Source organism: Companilactobacillus paralimentarius DSM 13238 = JCM 10415, assembly GCF_001434985.1.
GTDB lineage: Bacteria > Bacillota > Bacilli > Lactobacillales > Lactobacillaceae > Companilactobacillus > Companilactobacillus paralimentarius.
This window is the reverse complement of record NZ_AZES01000094.1, coordinates 25,251-39,839: the sequence shown is the minus strand read 5'-3', so window position 1 is coordinate 39,839 and position 14,589 is coordinate 25,251. Positions and strand designations below refer to the sequence as shown.

Sequence of the window (14,589 nt, the reverse complement as noted above, 5' to 3'; positions counted from 1 at the left end):
CTTTGGTGACTTGTCCGAAAAATTCGATTAATTGTTGCAATCTACCAAATTAAATAAATTGTGCTAAAAATTTTCTAGTGGTAGGCTTACTTCAACGTTAGTTCTATAAAAATAGATGGGATATATTTATATTGTGATTTCGTTTATCAAACGTTAATTAAGTGAAATGGTGGTGAGAATATGTTTTTAGCGATAAAGGAAATTCTCCACAATAAAACAAGATATTTCTTGGTTGTTTTCACAGTCTTTCTAATCAGTTATATGGTTTTTTTTCTAACTAGTTTAGCTGTAGGATTGGCAAGGGGAAATAGAACGGCAGTCGATCAATGGAATGCCGAATCTGTAGTTGTTTCAAGCTATTCTAATAAAAGTTTGACAGTGTCAAATATTCCCGAAAGTTCTTATAAGGACTATGAGAGTAAAAATGTTGTACCGGTTGGTCAGATGACAGTCGTTACAAAACTTAAAGGGTCAGATAAGAAAATTAATACCAACATTTTCGGTGTAAACTGGAATAGTTTTATCAGTCCCAAATTGACGGCTGGTCGAATGCCGAAGAATGGTAAAGAGGTCATTGCTGATTCAAAATTGGAAAATGATAATATTAAGCTTAATTCTGAGATAAAGATCAATGGCAGTAAAGATCTCTACAAGGTTGTTGGTTTGACCGAGGATAATAGTTTCTTCACGGTACCAATCATCTTTACTAATATGAATACTTTTAGAACTTTGAAGTACGGTTCGAATCAAGCAAAGAATATCAGTGCCTTAGTAATTCGTGATAAGACCAAGATTAAAAAATCAGGATTGTCACAAATTACGATTCCTGATTTGATTAATCATATTCCAGGATATACGGCACAAATTATGGTCTTTGCCTTTATGATAGGTGCAATGATTATTATTACTTTCTTGATTATTGGAATTTTCATGTACATCATAACGATTCAAAAGATTAGTCTCTATGGTGTCATGAGAGCCCAAGGTATCAGAACAGCTCGGATCATAGCGGCGTTATTCTATCAGATTTTGATTTTAACCGCACTTGGAGCTGGTTTGGCCTTAGTAGCGATTGCCGCAACTCAGTTGGGATTACCAAAGACAGTGCCGTTCTACAGTAATTGGCCAGCATATGGATTATTGACCTTAGCAATTATGGTCATGGCGCTATTAGGTGGAACTCTATCAATGCGTAAAGTTTTGAAAATCGATCCATTATCAGCTATCGAAGGGGGTTAAACTTATGCATTTAATTGAAGTTAAAGATGTAGTTAAACAATACGGTTCAGGTCGAACCTTAGTCGAAGCATTACATAAAACTAATTTTACCCTCGATGAAGGTGAATTCAACGCTATTATTGGACCATCTGGTTCTGGTAAAACGACGTTATTAACCATTTTGGGACTATTGCAAACACCAACCTCCGGTGAAATCTATGTCGGTGGAAAAGATGTTACTAAGTTGAGTTCTAAAAAGAAAACCGACTTACGTTTTAATAAGTTTGGTTTTATCTTACAGGCATCCAATTTGATTCCCTTTTTGACAGTTAAAGAACAATTCAAATTAGTTGATAAATTTACCTCCAGCCATAGGGAGACAATGAATCAGGCTGATTTGTTAAAAATGCTAGATCTGACTGATGTAGCAACTAATTATCCTAGCAATTTATCTGGTGGTGAACGTCAACGCGCTGCAATTGCCAGAGCTTTATATAATAATCCTGACGTGATTTTAGCGGATGAACCAACGGCTAGTTTGGATTCAGAAAGAGCTAACCAAGTGGTAAGTTTATTAGCTAAGATTGCTCATGAATATCATCGAGGTGTGATTATGATTACCCATGATACACGTTTGTTAACGCCGACCGATCGGGTATTCGTTATGCGAGATGGTACCTTAACGGAACAGAAAAAGGGATAAAAAGGACCTCAACCGATTTGGTTGGGGCTTTTTATTCGTCACACAAAGATCGTTCGATTAAATTGTGATCAACATGAGTATCACCCCAAGTACAGATGGCATCCAAGATAGGAATCAGGGATTTACCGTTTTCACTTAAATGGTATTCAACGTGTGGTTCAGCAGTTTTAAAGTCATGTCTGATAATGAGTCCGTCAGTTTCCAGTTCGCGTAGTTGATTAGCTAATGTTTTATGTGAAACATTTTGAATATGTCGTTGTAATTCACCAAAGCGACCCTGACCAGTTTCGGCTAATTCATAGAGAATGATGATTTTCCATTTTCCTTGAATCATTTGCATAGTGGCATCAAACTCGTTTAAATATTTTGCCATAAGTTTCCCTCTTAGTTTTCCACAGCTAGTAACCTGAAAGTGCGTACTTGTTGTTCATAATACCTGCAATTATACTTTAAAGCGTTGAAAAAATCTTTTTAAGTATCGAGGATATAAATATGAAAAAATTAGTTGTAATAACAGGTGCAAGTTCAGGTTTTGGTGCTGAAATTGCTAAAATTTTTAATGCTGATGGGTTTCCATTGTTGCTACTAGGACGTAGAATGGAAAAACTTCAAGAAGTAGCTACAGGTATGGAAAACGTCATGCTTGATTCGGTTGATGTTACTGACTATAAACAATTTGAAAAGGCCGTTCGCAAAGCTGAAACTAAATATGGTAAAACTGACCTTTTGGTCAATAATGCCGGTGTCATGCTGTTAGGAAATGTTCAAAATCAAAATCCGCAAGAATGGCAAACAATGTTGGACACTAATGTTATGGGTGTTCTGAATGGTACGCAAATTGTTTTAAATGACATGCGTGAACGCAAACACGGTACAATTTTGAATATGTCATCAATTGCTGGTAAGAAAACATTTGTTAATCATGCTGCTTATGTAGCCTCCAAATTTGGTGTTCATGGCTTGTCTGAAACTATTCGTGAAGAAAACTCTGCTAAAAACGTTCGTATCATGATGGTAGCTCCAGGTGCCGCTGAAACAGAATTGTTAACACATGTGACAAGTAAATCAGCTTTGAAGGATTATGCTGCTTGGGAAGAAACCATGGGTGGAGTAGTACTTGATCCTAAGCATGTTGCTGAAACAGTCAAGTTTATGTATGACATGCCTCAAGAAGTTAATATTCGTGAAGTTGATATTGCGGCTACACGTCAAGATTCATAGAGTAAAAAAGTCTCGATTATAAAAGTTCGAGGCTTTTTTACTGCGCTAATTTAATGGCACGGATATTGACGATGATGATAGAAGTTTTGTCGAAAGTTACTCGACCTTTTTGTGGTTCAATTTTTTGAAGGTAACCTTTGAGATGCTCATAATAACCGGATTCTTCATTGAAATAATTCACATCTACCCTTAAATGGTGCGTGTGCAAATAGTTTAATTGTTTCGTAATATGCTTTTCTTCAGTTACAGTGGAGTATTTTTTACGAGTATAGTCCTTAGTTTTTTCTTTAATGAGACCACTAAAACCTTCTAAAGCACTAAAAGGTGCAAATTGTGCAGCACGATCAATCTGTTCCATTGGTAAATGACGTTTAGAAGGACTATAAGGTAGGTCCATAATGTCTTGATATGCAGAGGTATCGTTAAATATTTGCTGCTCAATCAGTTTTTTTTCGTCCATTAAGCATGATGACCTCCAATCTGATTGTTTCTTTCAATTGTAGTTGAACCTTCTACTAGATCAGAAGCTTTTAAGATAATGTTGCGACTACCGAACTTCTTTTGTAAATCCAGAATAGTTTCCTGAATTTTACGATCGCGATTGCGTTTGATTTGGGAATGCCTATCTTGAATAATTTCCTTTGAAGTATTGGAAAACAAATCCGTCTGTTTAAAAGTTATTTGTTGTTGGGCCAATTTTTCATCAGTTAAATTATTAGCAGTGAGGGTGACACGTCGAATTAGTAATTTACTGTTAATGTTGTCTTCATAAAGCTTTTTGAAAATCTGACGTAGTTCATTAGATGAAGAAGTGAAGGCAGACATTTTAACGTGGTTGTGATCTGGCTTAGGGGTTTTGCGACCATAATAATCATCAACTAGATCACCATTGAAACTGTTGTCGATCTGCAAGCTTTTAATATCGTAATTGACGATCAAACCAACACAATTAGTTACTAATTTTTTTTGAACTAAATCGAGAGCTAGATTATCACTCATGCCACGAACAATCTTTAAACCGTCATCATAGGATGTTGGCTTCATTAGAACTTGACTGGAATAAAGTCCATGATTGTCAGAATGGTAATTCTTAATATCGGTGAGAGTGGTTGTTTCATGACCCCAAGCATGGTCGATCAATAATTCAGCGTTCTTTCCGAATTCACGATAGAGGATTTCTTCGTTCATATCGTCTGACAAGCTTCCTAGAGAACAACGAGCAATATCACCCATTGTTTTCAGTCCTAAATTCTCTAAACGTTTAGAGTAACCACGACCGATACGCCAAAAATCAGTTAGAGGTTGATGAGCCCAAAGCAGTTGACGATATTGATGTTCATTCATTTGAGCAATTCTAACGCCGTCTTGATCAGCAGGGATGTGTTTAGCTACAATATCCATCGCTACTTTAGCCAAATAAAGATTGGTGCCAATACCAGCGGTAGCCGTAATTCCAGTTTCAGTTTGTATCTGTTGAATAATCGTTTTTGCTAATATGTGAGCTGTGATGTCGTGTTGCTCTAGATAATCAGTAACATCCATTAGAACCTCATCGATTGAATAGACATGGATATTTTTGGCTTCGATAAAACGTAGATAAATGCCGTAAATTTCAGCACTCTTTTGCATGTAAAAATTCATTCTTGGTTTAACCACTTTATAGCCAATTTTGAGAGTTGGTGATTTCAATAAGTGTTGGCGGTCGATAGAAGAATACCTAGTTAGACTGTGATGGGGAGCATTATTCATTTTTTCTCGATTAAGTTTGTAGACCATTCTTTCAACTTGAAACAGTCTAGGCCGTCCTGGTACACCGAATTTTTTGAGAGCTGGAGAGACTGCTAGGCAGATGGTTTTATCAGTTCTTGAGTTGTCCGCAACAACTAAATTATCGTTTAAAGGATTTAAATCGTGAGCGATACATTCAACTGAAGCGTAGAACGATTTCAAATCAATTGCCATATAAGTTCTTTCCTTAGTCATTGCCAGTCACCTCTTTAAATATATCCAAACGTATGTTCTTTTTACGATTATACCATTACAATTTGTACGTTTAAACGATTAAGTTTATAATTGAAAGGTAGATAATTATTTTCAGTAAATATCATATTTATACGCTATGAAAGTAAGACATTGCACATTGTGTGGGTCTTATTTTTTATGGAATTTGTAGGGGAAAGAAGTAAGGATATGAGTAGGAATAGAAAAATTCTGGTTACGTTCGCGTTAGTTCTGTCGAATATGATGGCTGGACTTGATGCAACTATTATTAATACTGCCTTGCCAGCAATCATTAGTGATTTGCATGGTATTCAGTATATGGGCTGGATCGTTGCAATTTTTCTTTTGGGGATGGCCGTTTCGACACCGTTATGGAGTAAATTTGGTGAGAAATGTGGAAATAAAGTTGCTTATATTACGGCGACAATTGTCTTCATGATAGGGGCGCTATTCCAAGGATTAGCTCCTAACATTATTTGGTTTATCACCGCTAGAAGTGTCATGGGAATTGGTGCCGGAGGGATGAACACAATTCCTTTTATCATCTATTCACAAATTTTTAAGAATATTAAACGTCGTTCGCAAGTTATTGGAATTGCCTCAGCTGGTTTCAGTGGAACATCAATTATCGGTCCCTTAATAGGTGGCTGGATCGTTGATACTTTCAGCTGGCATTGGGTATTTTATATTAACTTACCGTTAGCATTGCTTTCTATCATCATTATTGCTTTCTTCTTTAAAATCAAAGAAAATCTTAATCATGCCAAAGTTGACTATCACGGTGCCATCCTGATGGTTCTGGGATTGTCTTCAATTTTGGTAGGAATTCAATTGTTAGGTGTCTCCTCGATCTTTGTCACATTAGGATTTATCATTGTGGGGCTACTACTGATATTGTGGATGTCACGAGTTGAGAATCGGGTTGATGATCCAATTGTACCTAACCGTTTATTTAAAAATGAGAAATTAGTAATCGATTTGATTCTGTTTGCTTTATTGTGGGGCTCATTCGTAGCCTTCAATATCTATATTCCTATGTGGGCACAAGGAATCATGGGCTTGAGCGCTTTAATAGGAGGTATGACGCAGATTCCCGGAGCAATCGCTAACTTCATTGGTTCCGAGTTAGAACCTCTGATTCAGCGAAAAATTAGTCGTTACTCGATCATAGGTATCGGGACAATTGCTTTCTTGATCTCGTTTGCTGGATTGTATTTTGCAAAACAAACCGCTAGTTATACTTTTCTGTTAATCATGGGTGTTTTTGAAGGATTTGGTGTTGGTATTTGTTTCAATGCCTTATTGATTGCCGTTCAGTTTGACGTTGAAGCACGAGATGTGCCGATCTCAACTTCATTTGCCTATTTAGTTAGAATCTTGAGTCAAACTTTTATGTCCTCAATCTACGGAGTTATTTTGAACATTGCTTTGATGCGTGGGGTTAGAGAGAGTCATGGAAGTATTACAATGGCAATGATGAACAAGCTAAGTAATGCTGCTGATGCAAAATACTTACCACAACATTTGATTCCTGAAATGAGACAAATCTTTTTCCAAGGGATTCATAGTATTATGTTGACGGCCATGATTTTGATTATTTTGGTTATTATCATTCTGCTATATCTTTTCAGACGTGAATACTTAAATTGTAAGGCTTCATAGAATATGAAGCTTTTTTGTTATAATTGCAGTAATCGCTTACAAGTGGAGAGACTAAATGACAAATATAGAACGTATGCAGCAAGAAAAAGTTTATAATCCAGATGAACCCAAATTGATGCAACAGCAAATAGCTGCTCAAGAGAAAAATGATGCTTACAATGCTTTAAAGAGAAGTGATTTCAAAGGTCGTACGCATTTATTAGAGGAAATGTTTGCTGAAATGGGAACAGATTGTATGATTGAAATCCCATTTTACGCCAACTGGGGTGGGCAACATGTTCACTTTGGTAATGGTATTTACGCTAATTTCAATCTGACTTTAGTTGATGATGGAGATATTTTTGTAGAGGATAATACAATGTTTGGTCCTAATGTGACGATTGCGACTGCAGGGCACCCAATTTATCCACCGTTGCGAGCAAATAAGCATTATCAATTCAATAAGTCGGTTCATATTGGCAAAAATGTTTGGCTAGGTGCTAATGTAACTGTTCTACCCGGTGTAACTATTGGCGATAATACAGTTGTTGGTGCGGGCAGTGTAGTTACAAAAGATTTGCCAGCAAATGTTGTAGCAGTAGGGACACCATGTAAAGTATTAAGGTCGATTGGATCGCATGATCACGATTATTTTTACAAAAATGAAAAACTTGATATCTGGAGTTAGGGAATATTTTTTCAATCTATTTAAATTTGCCATTGAAAAAACAGTGGTTATTAATTGTAGAATTTGTCAGAGCTAACTAGAATTAAATTTGATTATTAGATATATTATATTTACACAGCGTAATTATAATTTATACTTTATAAATTATAAGCAGGAGGCAAGTTTTGACTTCACGTACTTTGTCGAAAGAAAAAATTGTTGCAGCAGCGGTTCAAATTATAAATAATCAAGAATCCCTGACTTTTACTAGATTAAGTAAGTTGTTAGGGACACGTTCGCAGGCTATCTATAATTATTTTCCAGATGTAATGGCGATTAAAGGTGCTGTAGCGGCTGATTTTTATAATCAATTGTCACAAAGATTGCGAGTGGATCTCTTAGGAATGTCTGGTAAGGACGCAATAAAGGCCTTTGCAAATGTCAGTGTTCAATTTTCTTTGAGTCATTTTTTAGTAGTTCAAAAAATTTTAAGTATTCCTGCGAATGATGTTGACGATAAAATTTCAGATGATGGTTTTCCGGTTATTCTCGAAATTTTAAATAAATTATTGAATTCTCTCATTGAGGACCAAAAAGTACAACTAATAATTTCTAGAATGTTGCGAGATTTGATTGTTGGAGAAATTATTCACATAGGAAATAGTCAATTTGACAATAAGCTTGTAGCGGCGCGTGATAGCTTTGATAAGATGTTGGACATAACGTTACTTTCACTTTAAAAGCACAGTATATTGTGCATGTAGTCTTACATGTATAATGTATTTTTAGTGCTGTGCATTTTTTTGATATTTTAATGATGTTAGAAAAAACATCGTTATGGAGGGAGTGCAAATGCGCAGCAAATTAAATTATGATATGTTACATCCGACGTATAAAGCCTTATATGACATAGTTGGAGAAGATAACTTATTGAAGATATATGAGCTATTTAGGGGGGACGCAGTTACAGTTGCCTATGAAAATGTATGATCGAGTTGCTTTGAAAGAGGCTATTGGTGAAGGCAAATTAGATAATATGACGAACCAGGAAATATCTTTAGAATTCGGTTATTCGCCACGTTGGATCAAGAGTATCAGAGAAAAAAAGAGTAAGAAAATGTAAAAAATTCCACTAATTCAAAATGAGTTAGTGGAATTTTTTTATTGATTATAAATATTTTCTAAACCTTCGATGTCTCCTTTAGATAAAGTTGTGACACCTTGATCAATAGGATACATGATTGAATTGGTATCTGAACTATGAGCTAAACCTAAAGCATGACCTAATTCATGAAGTGCGACTGATTCTTTAACAGATAAATTAGGATAATCCAGATTCAAGCCGGCTTGACCGCTATTGATAGCATAGTGATTGATCACTAATGCTGAAGGGCCACCGTTTCCTAATTCAACAGTGTTAGAAGCAATATTTTCTATTTTTTTGTGATAAATGAAAAAGGTAATACTATTTTTATTAGTTTCAGCACTTCCGGGGATTAAACGAACAATACCAGTATCGTTATAAGTATTAACAGCGGTAGTAAATACATCACGAACTGATTGAGGAACATTCTTTTTAAAGTGAAAGTAGTAAGTATCAGAAGTTGTCACATTTTTTAAAGGACTTTCGATAGGAGTGGTAGTTTTGCCGACTTGTTTATTATCGGTGGTTTTGGTCTTGCCACTTAATTTACGATCGACAGATGCCTGTAAGGAATAAAGATAAGGTTGAAGTTTAATATTAGTTTCATGAACTTGTTCCTTAACTTGTGAGATCAGTTTAGGATTCTTAGTGATTACTAATACGACTGAGGCTAAGATCAATAGCCATATCCATGATTTCCGTTTCATATAAGTAATACTCCTTTAGAATCATTGAAATTTCCTAGTTATGATAAATGTTTCGTGACTAAAAGTCCAATATTGGCCCTTTTTAGACTTGTATAACTTTTATTTCAGATTAGAAAAATATTCTATTTATTACCTTCTTCCTAAATTTATAAAAAAATAGCAGCATCTATTAAGTAATACTCAAGTACATGACATATGTCTCGAATACTTAATGGAAGCTGTTATTTTGGTGTTAAAAAGTTACTTATTTTGTAAACTTTTCCTTTTGGGACTGACCCAAGTTCCAGAACCAAAGCCTAAGATAGTTTTCATGGCCGGAATGAAAGTCATAACGACTGTAATCGGATTGACCATCCAATAGAAAAGAATATATAGCGGAGCAAATAAAACGTACTTTAATTTTGCTGCATGATGATCGAGCAATAATGCAGTAATAAGTTGCAGTAGACCAGCGATTATTTCAAAACTGACGAAGATAAAAGAAATTGAGAAAGCATGGTAGATCCGTTCATAATTTCCATGAACAGCAAACCAGATCATTAAGAAAATGAAGGCAAATGAGGTTATTACAAAGAAGAATGACCAAATGATCGACAGAGTTGAGTCCAGAAACATCGACATTTGATAGCGCCTTTTAATAGGATGAAGAATAAACTTTTTTAAATTAGTTAACCAAACTTCTGTGCCACCTTGGGCCCACCGTTTACGCTGTTTGTAGAGATCATGGATTGTTTCAGGAACGTTCATGTGAAAAACTATATTGGGGGCAAATCTCGGTACAGCACCGATAGTTTGATGATCCCAGGCAATGCTGATATCTTCAGTGGCACGGTTTTGGCGAAAACCACCAACATCAATGAGAAAGTCCTTTTTGTATAGAGTATTGGCTCCACTGTATGCGTACATTGAATCATTGATAGAACTTTGGCTTCGTTTGATGACACCAACGATACTGGAAAATTCAACTGTCTGTGATTTACCCAAAAGAGATGTCCGATTTTGAACGTCCATATTGGCAGTAACCGCGGAGGTGTTCATATCTTGTGCATGAATAAAAAAGTTCATATATTTCATTAAAGCATCTGGTTCAGGAATTGTATTGGCATCATTACTTAAAATATATTCGCCCTTGGCAAAGTGCATTCCAATGTTGAAAGCATGTGCTTTACCTTTATTTTTGATGATATTGATTGTGCGTAAACGAGAGTATTTTTCCTGAAGAAGCTGAATTATTTCTGCGGTTTTATCGGTAGAGCCATCGTTCATAACTAAAATTTCGTAATTAGTGTAATTTAAATTTTCAAAAAGATAAGTAATTGTTTCTTCAATCATGACTTCCTCATTGTGAGCAGGAATCATTATAGTTATCATTGGTTGTTTATTAGGAGGAATAATTGTCCAGGTATTGTCTTCCTTATCTGTTTTGATGAAACGGTAAGACATTGCTCCAAAGAACCACAAGAATGAGCCAGTAATAGGGTAGAGACAAAGGATTAGAAGACAGATATTTAGAATCGTTCCTAAAGTTGTGGATTCAAACAAATGATCAATAAATATGTTGTACATGCTGTTCTCCTAATCTAAATCGTTAATATGATGTTCATCATATAATTTATGTATTTCATCGGTATCGAGATTCTGTTCAGGTTGGACGTTATATGTTCGTACGTTTTCACGGAATCCTTTGTCGCCGAAACGCTTGTCAATAAATGTATCAATTGTGTTTTCACGCTTTTTTTGATTAATAGGATTAAAGGTAGGCCATTGTTGAACCAGCCTTTGACGTTTTCGATTCTGGATAATAGTCATGCTGATTGAAAAGATTCCTGACATGACAAAAGCGAAAAGTAAAATAACACCGATAAATTTTATTTCTAAGATTCCTTCTGGATAGGACCAAATGTGAGGGATTTTAGGATTTAAACTAGCCCAGAAAGAAGTAACCGTTATAACGATTGGAATAATGACTGCTAACCATCCAATTAGACTCATTAAAGTTTGGCGAATTTTTAATTACCAATGGCCCTTTTCAAAGTATTCATCAGTATATAATTGTTGTTTATTTTTTTGTTTTTTGGACATCATTTTTTACTCGTATTTTCTTGGGGTTTTCAGGATGACCAAAGAGGTATCCTTGTCGGGTCTTGATTTTTAAGAGTTTTGCCAAATCTTCATCATCCTTATTTTCAATTCCCATTAAAATTAATTCGATATTGTTTTCTTTAGAGATCTTATTCCATGATTGTAAATTCAAATCTAACCATACATTTGGATCTTCCTTTCGAAAATTACACATGGAATATTTGATTGAATCGACAAAAGGTAACATCCATTCAATTTGTTTGAGACTTTTCATTTCGGAACCAACGTTATCGATACTAAATTCCATACCGTACTTTTTGGCATTTTTAATTCTGCTTTCAAATAAATAATGATTGACATGCTTAGGACCATAAGCGGAAGTGTACTCAATGGAAAGTTGCATAGGTTCGATTTTAGAGATAGTCCAGCGAACGAAATATTGAAAATCTGAACTAATGATTTGATTGTATTCAAGATTAATTGAAAGACGAATTTTTTCAGTAGGTAAGGATTTAAAAGTATCTTCTAAAAGAAAAACGACTCGTTGTAAAGGTAATGAGTCAAGTTGTTCAGGCAGAGACCATGATCCATCAGTATGTTGTTGGCGTAAAAGACATTCATAGCCGATAATCTTTCCGTTAAAATCAACTTGCTTTTGAATGAAATACTTTAAATTAAAATTTTTATTTTCTAAATAGTTATTGCTGGTCTTTCTAGATTTCCAATAATAAATAACAATAGTGATAATAAAAATAACTAGAGTTATTAATGTGAGGCGTAATAAAATTATTTCTAAAAAAGCTAAGTTCACCTTGGCACCTCCTCTTCTGTATTAAAGACACAAACTATGTAATTATATCTCGTTATGTAGGAGTTTTATATTTAAAATGACAGTAAAAAATGATTTTGATATTCAAAATTAAATTCGAAAAGTATATTGTTGTTAATATTTATAAAAATAAATTATAAATAATGATATAGATTATGACATATTTTATATCGGAATATCTATATAAGATAGGCATACCACTATAAAATTATTATCAATACGGCTTCTCATATTGGTAAAACAAGCAAATTAACCAATGTATAGTAGTTGAAATATAAGTTCGTCATTACTCTACAAATTTATTCGCATAAATATTGACTATAAGAAAAGTACTCTATATAATGAAAGCGTACTCAAATAATGGAATTATTTTTAAGAAGGACTGAACGTTATGAATAATCAAATATTGATTTCATTAGCGGCTCCTGTTGACGGGAAACTTATACAGCTTTCTCAGGTTAAAGACCCTGTCTTTTCTCAAGGACTAATGGGACAAGGATTTGCTATTGAACCGACAAATGGTGACATCGTTTCACCAGTTACGGGGACGGTAACACTCGTTTCAGAAACTAAACATGCCTTTGGTATCAAAACTCAAGATGGTGCGGATGTCTTGGTCCACTTGGGTATTGATACTGTTGAATTGAAAGGGGAACCTTTCACAGTTTTAATAAATCAGGGTGATCAGATCGAGGCTGGTCAACCGGTTGTTAAAATGGATTTAAAAATGATTGCGGATGCTGGTAAACAGAATACAGTCATTCTAGCAATTACTAACAGTAATGATATTTTAAAGCAATTGTTGACTAGCAATTTTGACCAGAATGTCAAGGCTGGGGCAACCGTAGCTGTTGCTTCTATCGATGAAATTGTCAAAAAGAAGACTAAAATTGGTAGTGGCAAGTATGATCAATTAGCAGCTGATATTGTAGAGAATGTTGGTGGAACTGAAAACATTAATAGTTTGATCCACTGTATTACTAGATTACGTTTTTATTTGAAGGATGATGCTAAAGCTAACGATCAAAAAATAGAAAATATGGATGGCGTCATTAGTGTTGCCAAAGCTGGTGGTCAATATCAAGTTGTTATTGGACAGGCTGTTACTGACGTTTATGACGCCGTTATAGCACAGATTGGTTCAGAATATGCGAACAATTCTGCTACAGCTGAGGCAGTTGCCCAAACTACTAAGGAAGCCAATCACTCTCAGGATATTTGGTCAAAGGTTAAGAGTGGTATCAGTAACTTTATTGGTGTTTTGACAGCTTCAATGATTCCCATCATTGGAATTCTAGCTGGTGCTGGTATTTTAAAGGGAATCTTAGCAGCTTTGACAGGCTTTAGAGTATTATCTACAACTAGTGGTACGTATGTTATTTTAAATGCAGTTGGGGACGCAACTTTTTACTTTTTACCAGTTGTTTTAGGTTTTACTGCAGCCAAAAAGTTGGGTTCAGATCCGATTGTTCTAGCTATTGTTGGTGGAATTATAATTTATCCAAGTCTTGTAACTATGGCAAGTAAAGCTAGTACTGCCAGCACGACCTTCTTAGGTATTCCCACAACGTTGGTTTCGTACACTTCATCAGTTTTTCCAATTATTGTGGCAGCTTGGTTAGGTAAGTATGTGGAAAAATTCTTGAAGAAGATTATTCCACTTTATCTTAGAAGCGTCTTTGTTCCAATCATTGAAGCATTAATTTTAAGTTTAGTAATTATTATTGGTGTCGGACCAATCATTACCGCTTTAAGTAAAGGTCTTTCAAATGGTCTTGTAGCTATTTACAGTTTTAGCCCAACACTTTCGGGATTGGTACTTGGTGGTGTTTATCAAACAATGGTTATCTTTGGACTTCACTGGGGGCTTATTCCTATTATTATCAACGATATTGCTACAAATGGTCACAGTTACATCAATGCTATTGTTTCAATTACAATAGTTGCTCAAGGTGGGGCTGTTCTAGCAGTCTTCTTAAAGACTAAGGATAAGAAACTCAAGGAAGTGTCTTTAGCCGCTGCAATATCAGCATTTTGCGGTGTAACTGAACCAGCTCTATACGGTGTCAATTTGAAATATAAACGAATCTTTGTAGTCGCAAGTATTGCCAGTGCTCTAGGTGGTGCTTTGACCGGATTCTTGAAAGTTAATAATTATGCCTTATCAGGTTCTTTAATTGGATTCCCAGCCTTTATCACGCCAGGTGTTGGTATCGGTAGTAATTTCTATGGATATTTGATTTCACATTATGGTACGCTTGTAATCTCAGTCGCATTAGTTTATCTATTTGGTTTTACCGACAAAATGTTGGCAAAGAAAGCCGATCCGATGAATTTAAATGTAAAAATGGCTTAATAAGTTAAGGAAGAACGTGA

At 35.1% G+C, this 14,589-nt stretch carries 14 protein-coding genes and 1 pseudogene; 8 read left to right on the top strand and 7 right to left on the bottom strand.

The genetic code is table 11. The features are described from left to right. Window positions 1-180: 180 nt before the first annotated feature. Both FD33_RS08300 and FD33_RS08295 read left to right on the top strand, forming a co-directional pair. Window positions 181-1,239 (top strand): FtsX-like permease family protein, encoded by a 1,059-nt coding sequence (locus FD33_RS08300; RefSeq protein WP_025085878.1) that lies wholly within the window; start codon window positions 181-183, stop codon window positions 1,237-1,239. A 4-nt stretch (window positions 1,240-1,243) separates the two neighbouring features. Next, window positions 1,244-1,921, top strand: coding sequence for an ABC transporter ATP-binding protein (locus FD33_RS08295; RefSeq protein WP_025085877.1), 678 nt, complete (start codon window positions 1,244-1,246; stop codon window positions 1,919-1,921). A 31-nt stretch (window positions 1,922-1,952) separates the two neighbouring features. Here FD33_RS08295 and FD33_RS08290 read toward each other — a convergent pair whose 3' ends face one another. Then, window positions 1,953-2,294, bottom strand: coding sequence for a winged helix-turn-helix transcriptional regulator (locus tag FD33_RS08290; protein ID WP_025085876.1), 342 nt, complete (start codon window positions 2,292-2,294; stop codon window positions 1,953-1,955). Window positions 2,295-2,413: 119 nt separating this feature from the next. On the opposite strand from FD33_RS08290, the gene FD33_RS08285 reads away from it, so the two are divergent. Next, on the top strand, window positions 2,414-3,142 hold the full coding sequence (locus FD33_RS08285; RefSeq protein ID WP_025085875.1) for an SDR family oxidoreductase: 729 nt from the start codon (window positions 2,414-2,416) through the stop codon (window positions 3,140-3,142). Between the two features lie 37 nt (window positions 3,143-3,179). On the opposite strand, the gene FD33_RS08280 is transcribed toward FD33_RS08285, so the two are convergent. Further along, on the bottom strand, window positions 3,180-3,602 hold the full coding sequence (locus FD33_RS08280; RefSeq protein WP_025085874.1) for a hypothetical protein: 423 nt from the start codon (window positions 3,600-3,602) through the stop codon (window positions 3,180-3,182). After that, the gene (locus FD33_RS08275) at window positions 3,602-5,125 is read right to left on the bottom strand and encodes a Y-family DNA polymerase (RefSeq protein ID WP_025085873.1); all 1,524 of its coding nucleotides are present in this window, start codon (window positions 5,123-5,125) and stop codon (window positions 3,602-3,604) included. The genes FD33_RS08280 and FD33_RS08275 overlap by 1 nt, the downstream gene beginning before the upstream one ends. A gap of 207 nt (window positions 5,126-5,332) precedes the next feature. Here FD33_RS08275 and FD33_RS08270 point away from each other — a divergent pair, with 207 nt between their 5' ends. The 4 genes from FD33_RS08270 to FD33_RS12685 all read left to right on the top strand — a co-directional run bounded on the left by FD33_RS08270 (window position 5,333) and on the right by FD33_RS12685 (window position 8,574). Continuing rightward, window positions 5,333-6,805, top strand: coding sequence for an MFS transporter (locus FD33_RS08270; protein ID WP_025085872.1), 1,473 nt, complete (start codon window positions 5,333-5,335; stop codon window positions 6,803-6,805). Window positions 6,806-6,860: 55 nt separating this feature from the next. Further along, entirely contained in the window at window positions 6,861-7,472 is a 612-nt protein-coding gene (locus tag FD33_RS08265; protein ID WP_025085871.1) for a sugar O-acetyltransferase, read from the top strand. A gap of 164 nt (window positions 7,473-7,636) precedes the next feature. Continuing rightward, a complete protein-coding gene (locus tag FD33_RS08260; RefSeq protein WP_025085870.1) occupies window positions 7,637-8,191 on the top strand; it encodes a TetR/AcrR family transcriptional regulator in 555 nt (184 codons plus the stop codon). 236 nt (window positions 8,192-8,427) lie between these two features. Then, window positions 8,428-8,574, top strand: coding sequence for a hypothetical protein (locus tag FD33_RS12685; protein WP_162256986.1), 147 nt, complete (start codon window positions 8,428-8,430; stop codon window positions 8,572-8,574). Window positions 8,575-8,612: 38 nt separating this feature from the next. Here the strand turns inward: FD33_RS12685 and FD33_RS08255 are convergent, their stop codons facing one another. The 4 genes and pseudogenes from FD33_RS08255 to FD33_RS08240 all read right to left on the bottom strand — a co-directional run bounded on the left by FD33_RS08255 (window position 8,613) and on the right by FD33_RS08240 (window position 12,195). Next, window positions 8,613-9,302, bottom strand: coding sequence for a M57 family metalloprotease (locus FD33_RS08255; protein WP_025085869.1), 690 nt, complete (start codon window positions 9,300-9,302; stop codon window positions 8,613-8,615). A 240-nt stretch (window positions 9,303-9,542) separates the two neighbouring features. Beyond that, window positions 9,543-10,868 carry a glycosyltransferase family 2 protein gene (locus FD33_RS08250; protein WP_025085868.1) on the bottom strand — a complete coding sequence of 442 codons (1,326 nt, stop codon included), beginning with the start codon at window positions 10,866-10,868 and terminating at the stop codon, window positions 9,543-9,545. Between the two features lie 9 nt (window positions 10,869-10,877). Then, window positions 10,878-11,384: pseudogene (locus FD33_RS08245) on the bottom strand (hypothetical protein). Further along, window positions 11,362-12,195 carry an EAL domain-containing protein gene (locus tag FD33_RS08240; RefSeq protein WP_025085867.1) on the bottom strand — a complete coding sequence of 278 codons (834 nt, stop codon included), beginning with the start codon at window positions 12,193-12,195 and terminating at the stop codon, window positions 11,362-11,364. The pseudogene FD33_RS08245 and the gene FD33_RS08240 overlap by 23 nt, the downstream one beginning before the upstream one ends. 409 nt (window positions 12,196-12,604) lie before the next feature. Between FD33_RS08240 and FD33_RS08235 the strand changes: the two genes are divergently transcribed. Beyond that, window positions 12,605-14,569, top strand: a complete 1,965-nt coding sequence (locus FD33_RS08235; protein ID WP_025086360.1) for a glucose PTS transporter subunit IIA — start codon at window positions 12,605-12,607, stop codon at window positions 14,567-14,569. The last annotated feature ends 20 nt before the right edge of the window (window positions 14,570-14,589 follow it).

Excerpts from the sequence above, each read along its gene's own strand:
- FD33_RS08270 (WP_025085872.1), top strand. The coding sequence starts at position 5,333 with ATGAGTAGGAATAGAAAAATTCTGGTTACGTTCGCGTTAGTTCTGTCG.
- FD33_RS08265 (WP_025085871.1), top strand. The coding sequence starts at position 6,861 with ATGACAAATATAGAACGTATGCAGCAAGAAAAAGTTTATAATCCAGAT.
- FD33_RS08275 (WP_025085873.1), bottom strand. The coding sequence starts at position 5,125 with ATGACTAAGGAAAGAACTTATATGGCAATTGATTTGAAATCGTTCTAC.
- FD33_RS08250 (WP_025085868.1), bottom strand. The coding sequence starts at position 10,868 with ATGTACAACATATTTATTGATCATTTGTTTGAATCCACAACTTTAGGA.
- FD33_RS08255 (WP_025085869.1), bottom strand. The coding sequence starts at position 9,302 with ATGAAACGGAAATCATGGATATGGCTATTGATCTTAGCCTCAGTCGTA.
- FD33_RS08290 (WP_025085876.1), bottom strand. The coding sequence starts at position 2,294 with ATGGCAAAATATTTAAACGAGTTTGATGCCACTATGCAAATGATTCAA.
- FD33_RS12685 (WP_162256986.1), top strand. The coding sequence starts at position 8,428 with ATGAAAATGTATGATCGAGTTGCTTTGAAAGAGGCTATTGGTGAAGGC.
- FD33_RS08295 (WP_025085877.1), top strand. The coding sequence starts at position 1,244 with ATGCATTTAATTGAAGTTAAAGATGTAGTTAAACAATACGGTTCAGGT.
- FD33_RS08300 (WP_025085878.1), top strand. The coding sequence starts at position 181 with ATGTTTTTAGCGATAAAGGAAATTCTCCACAATAAAACAAGATATTTC.
- FD33_RS08285 (WP_025085875.1), top strand. The coding sequence starts at position 2,414 with ATGAAAAAATTAGTTGTAATAACAGGTGCAAGTTCAGGTTTTGGTGCT.
- FD33_RS08235 (WP_025086360.1), top strand. The coding sequence starts at position 12,605 with ATGAATAATCAAATATTGATTTCATTAGCGGCTCCTGTTGACGGGAAA.
- FD33_RS08280 (WP_025085874.1), bottom strand. The coding sequence starts at position 3,602 with ATGGACGAAAAAAAACTGATTGAGCAGCAAATATTTAACGATACCTCT.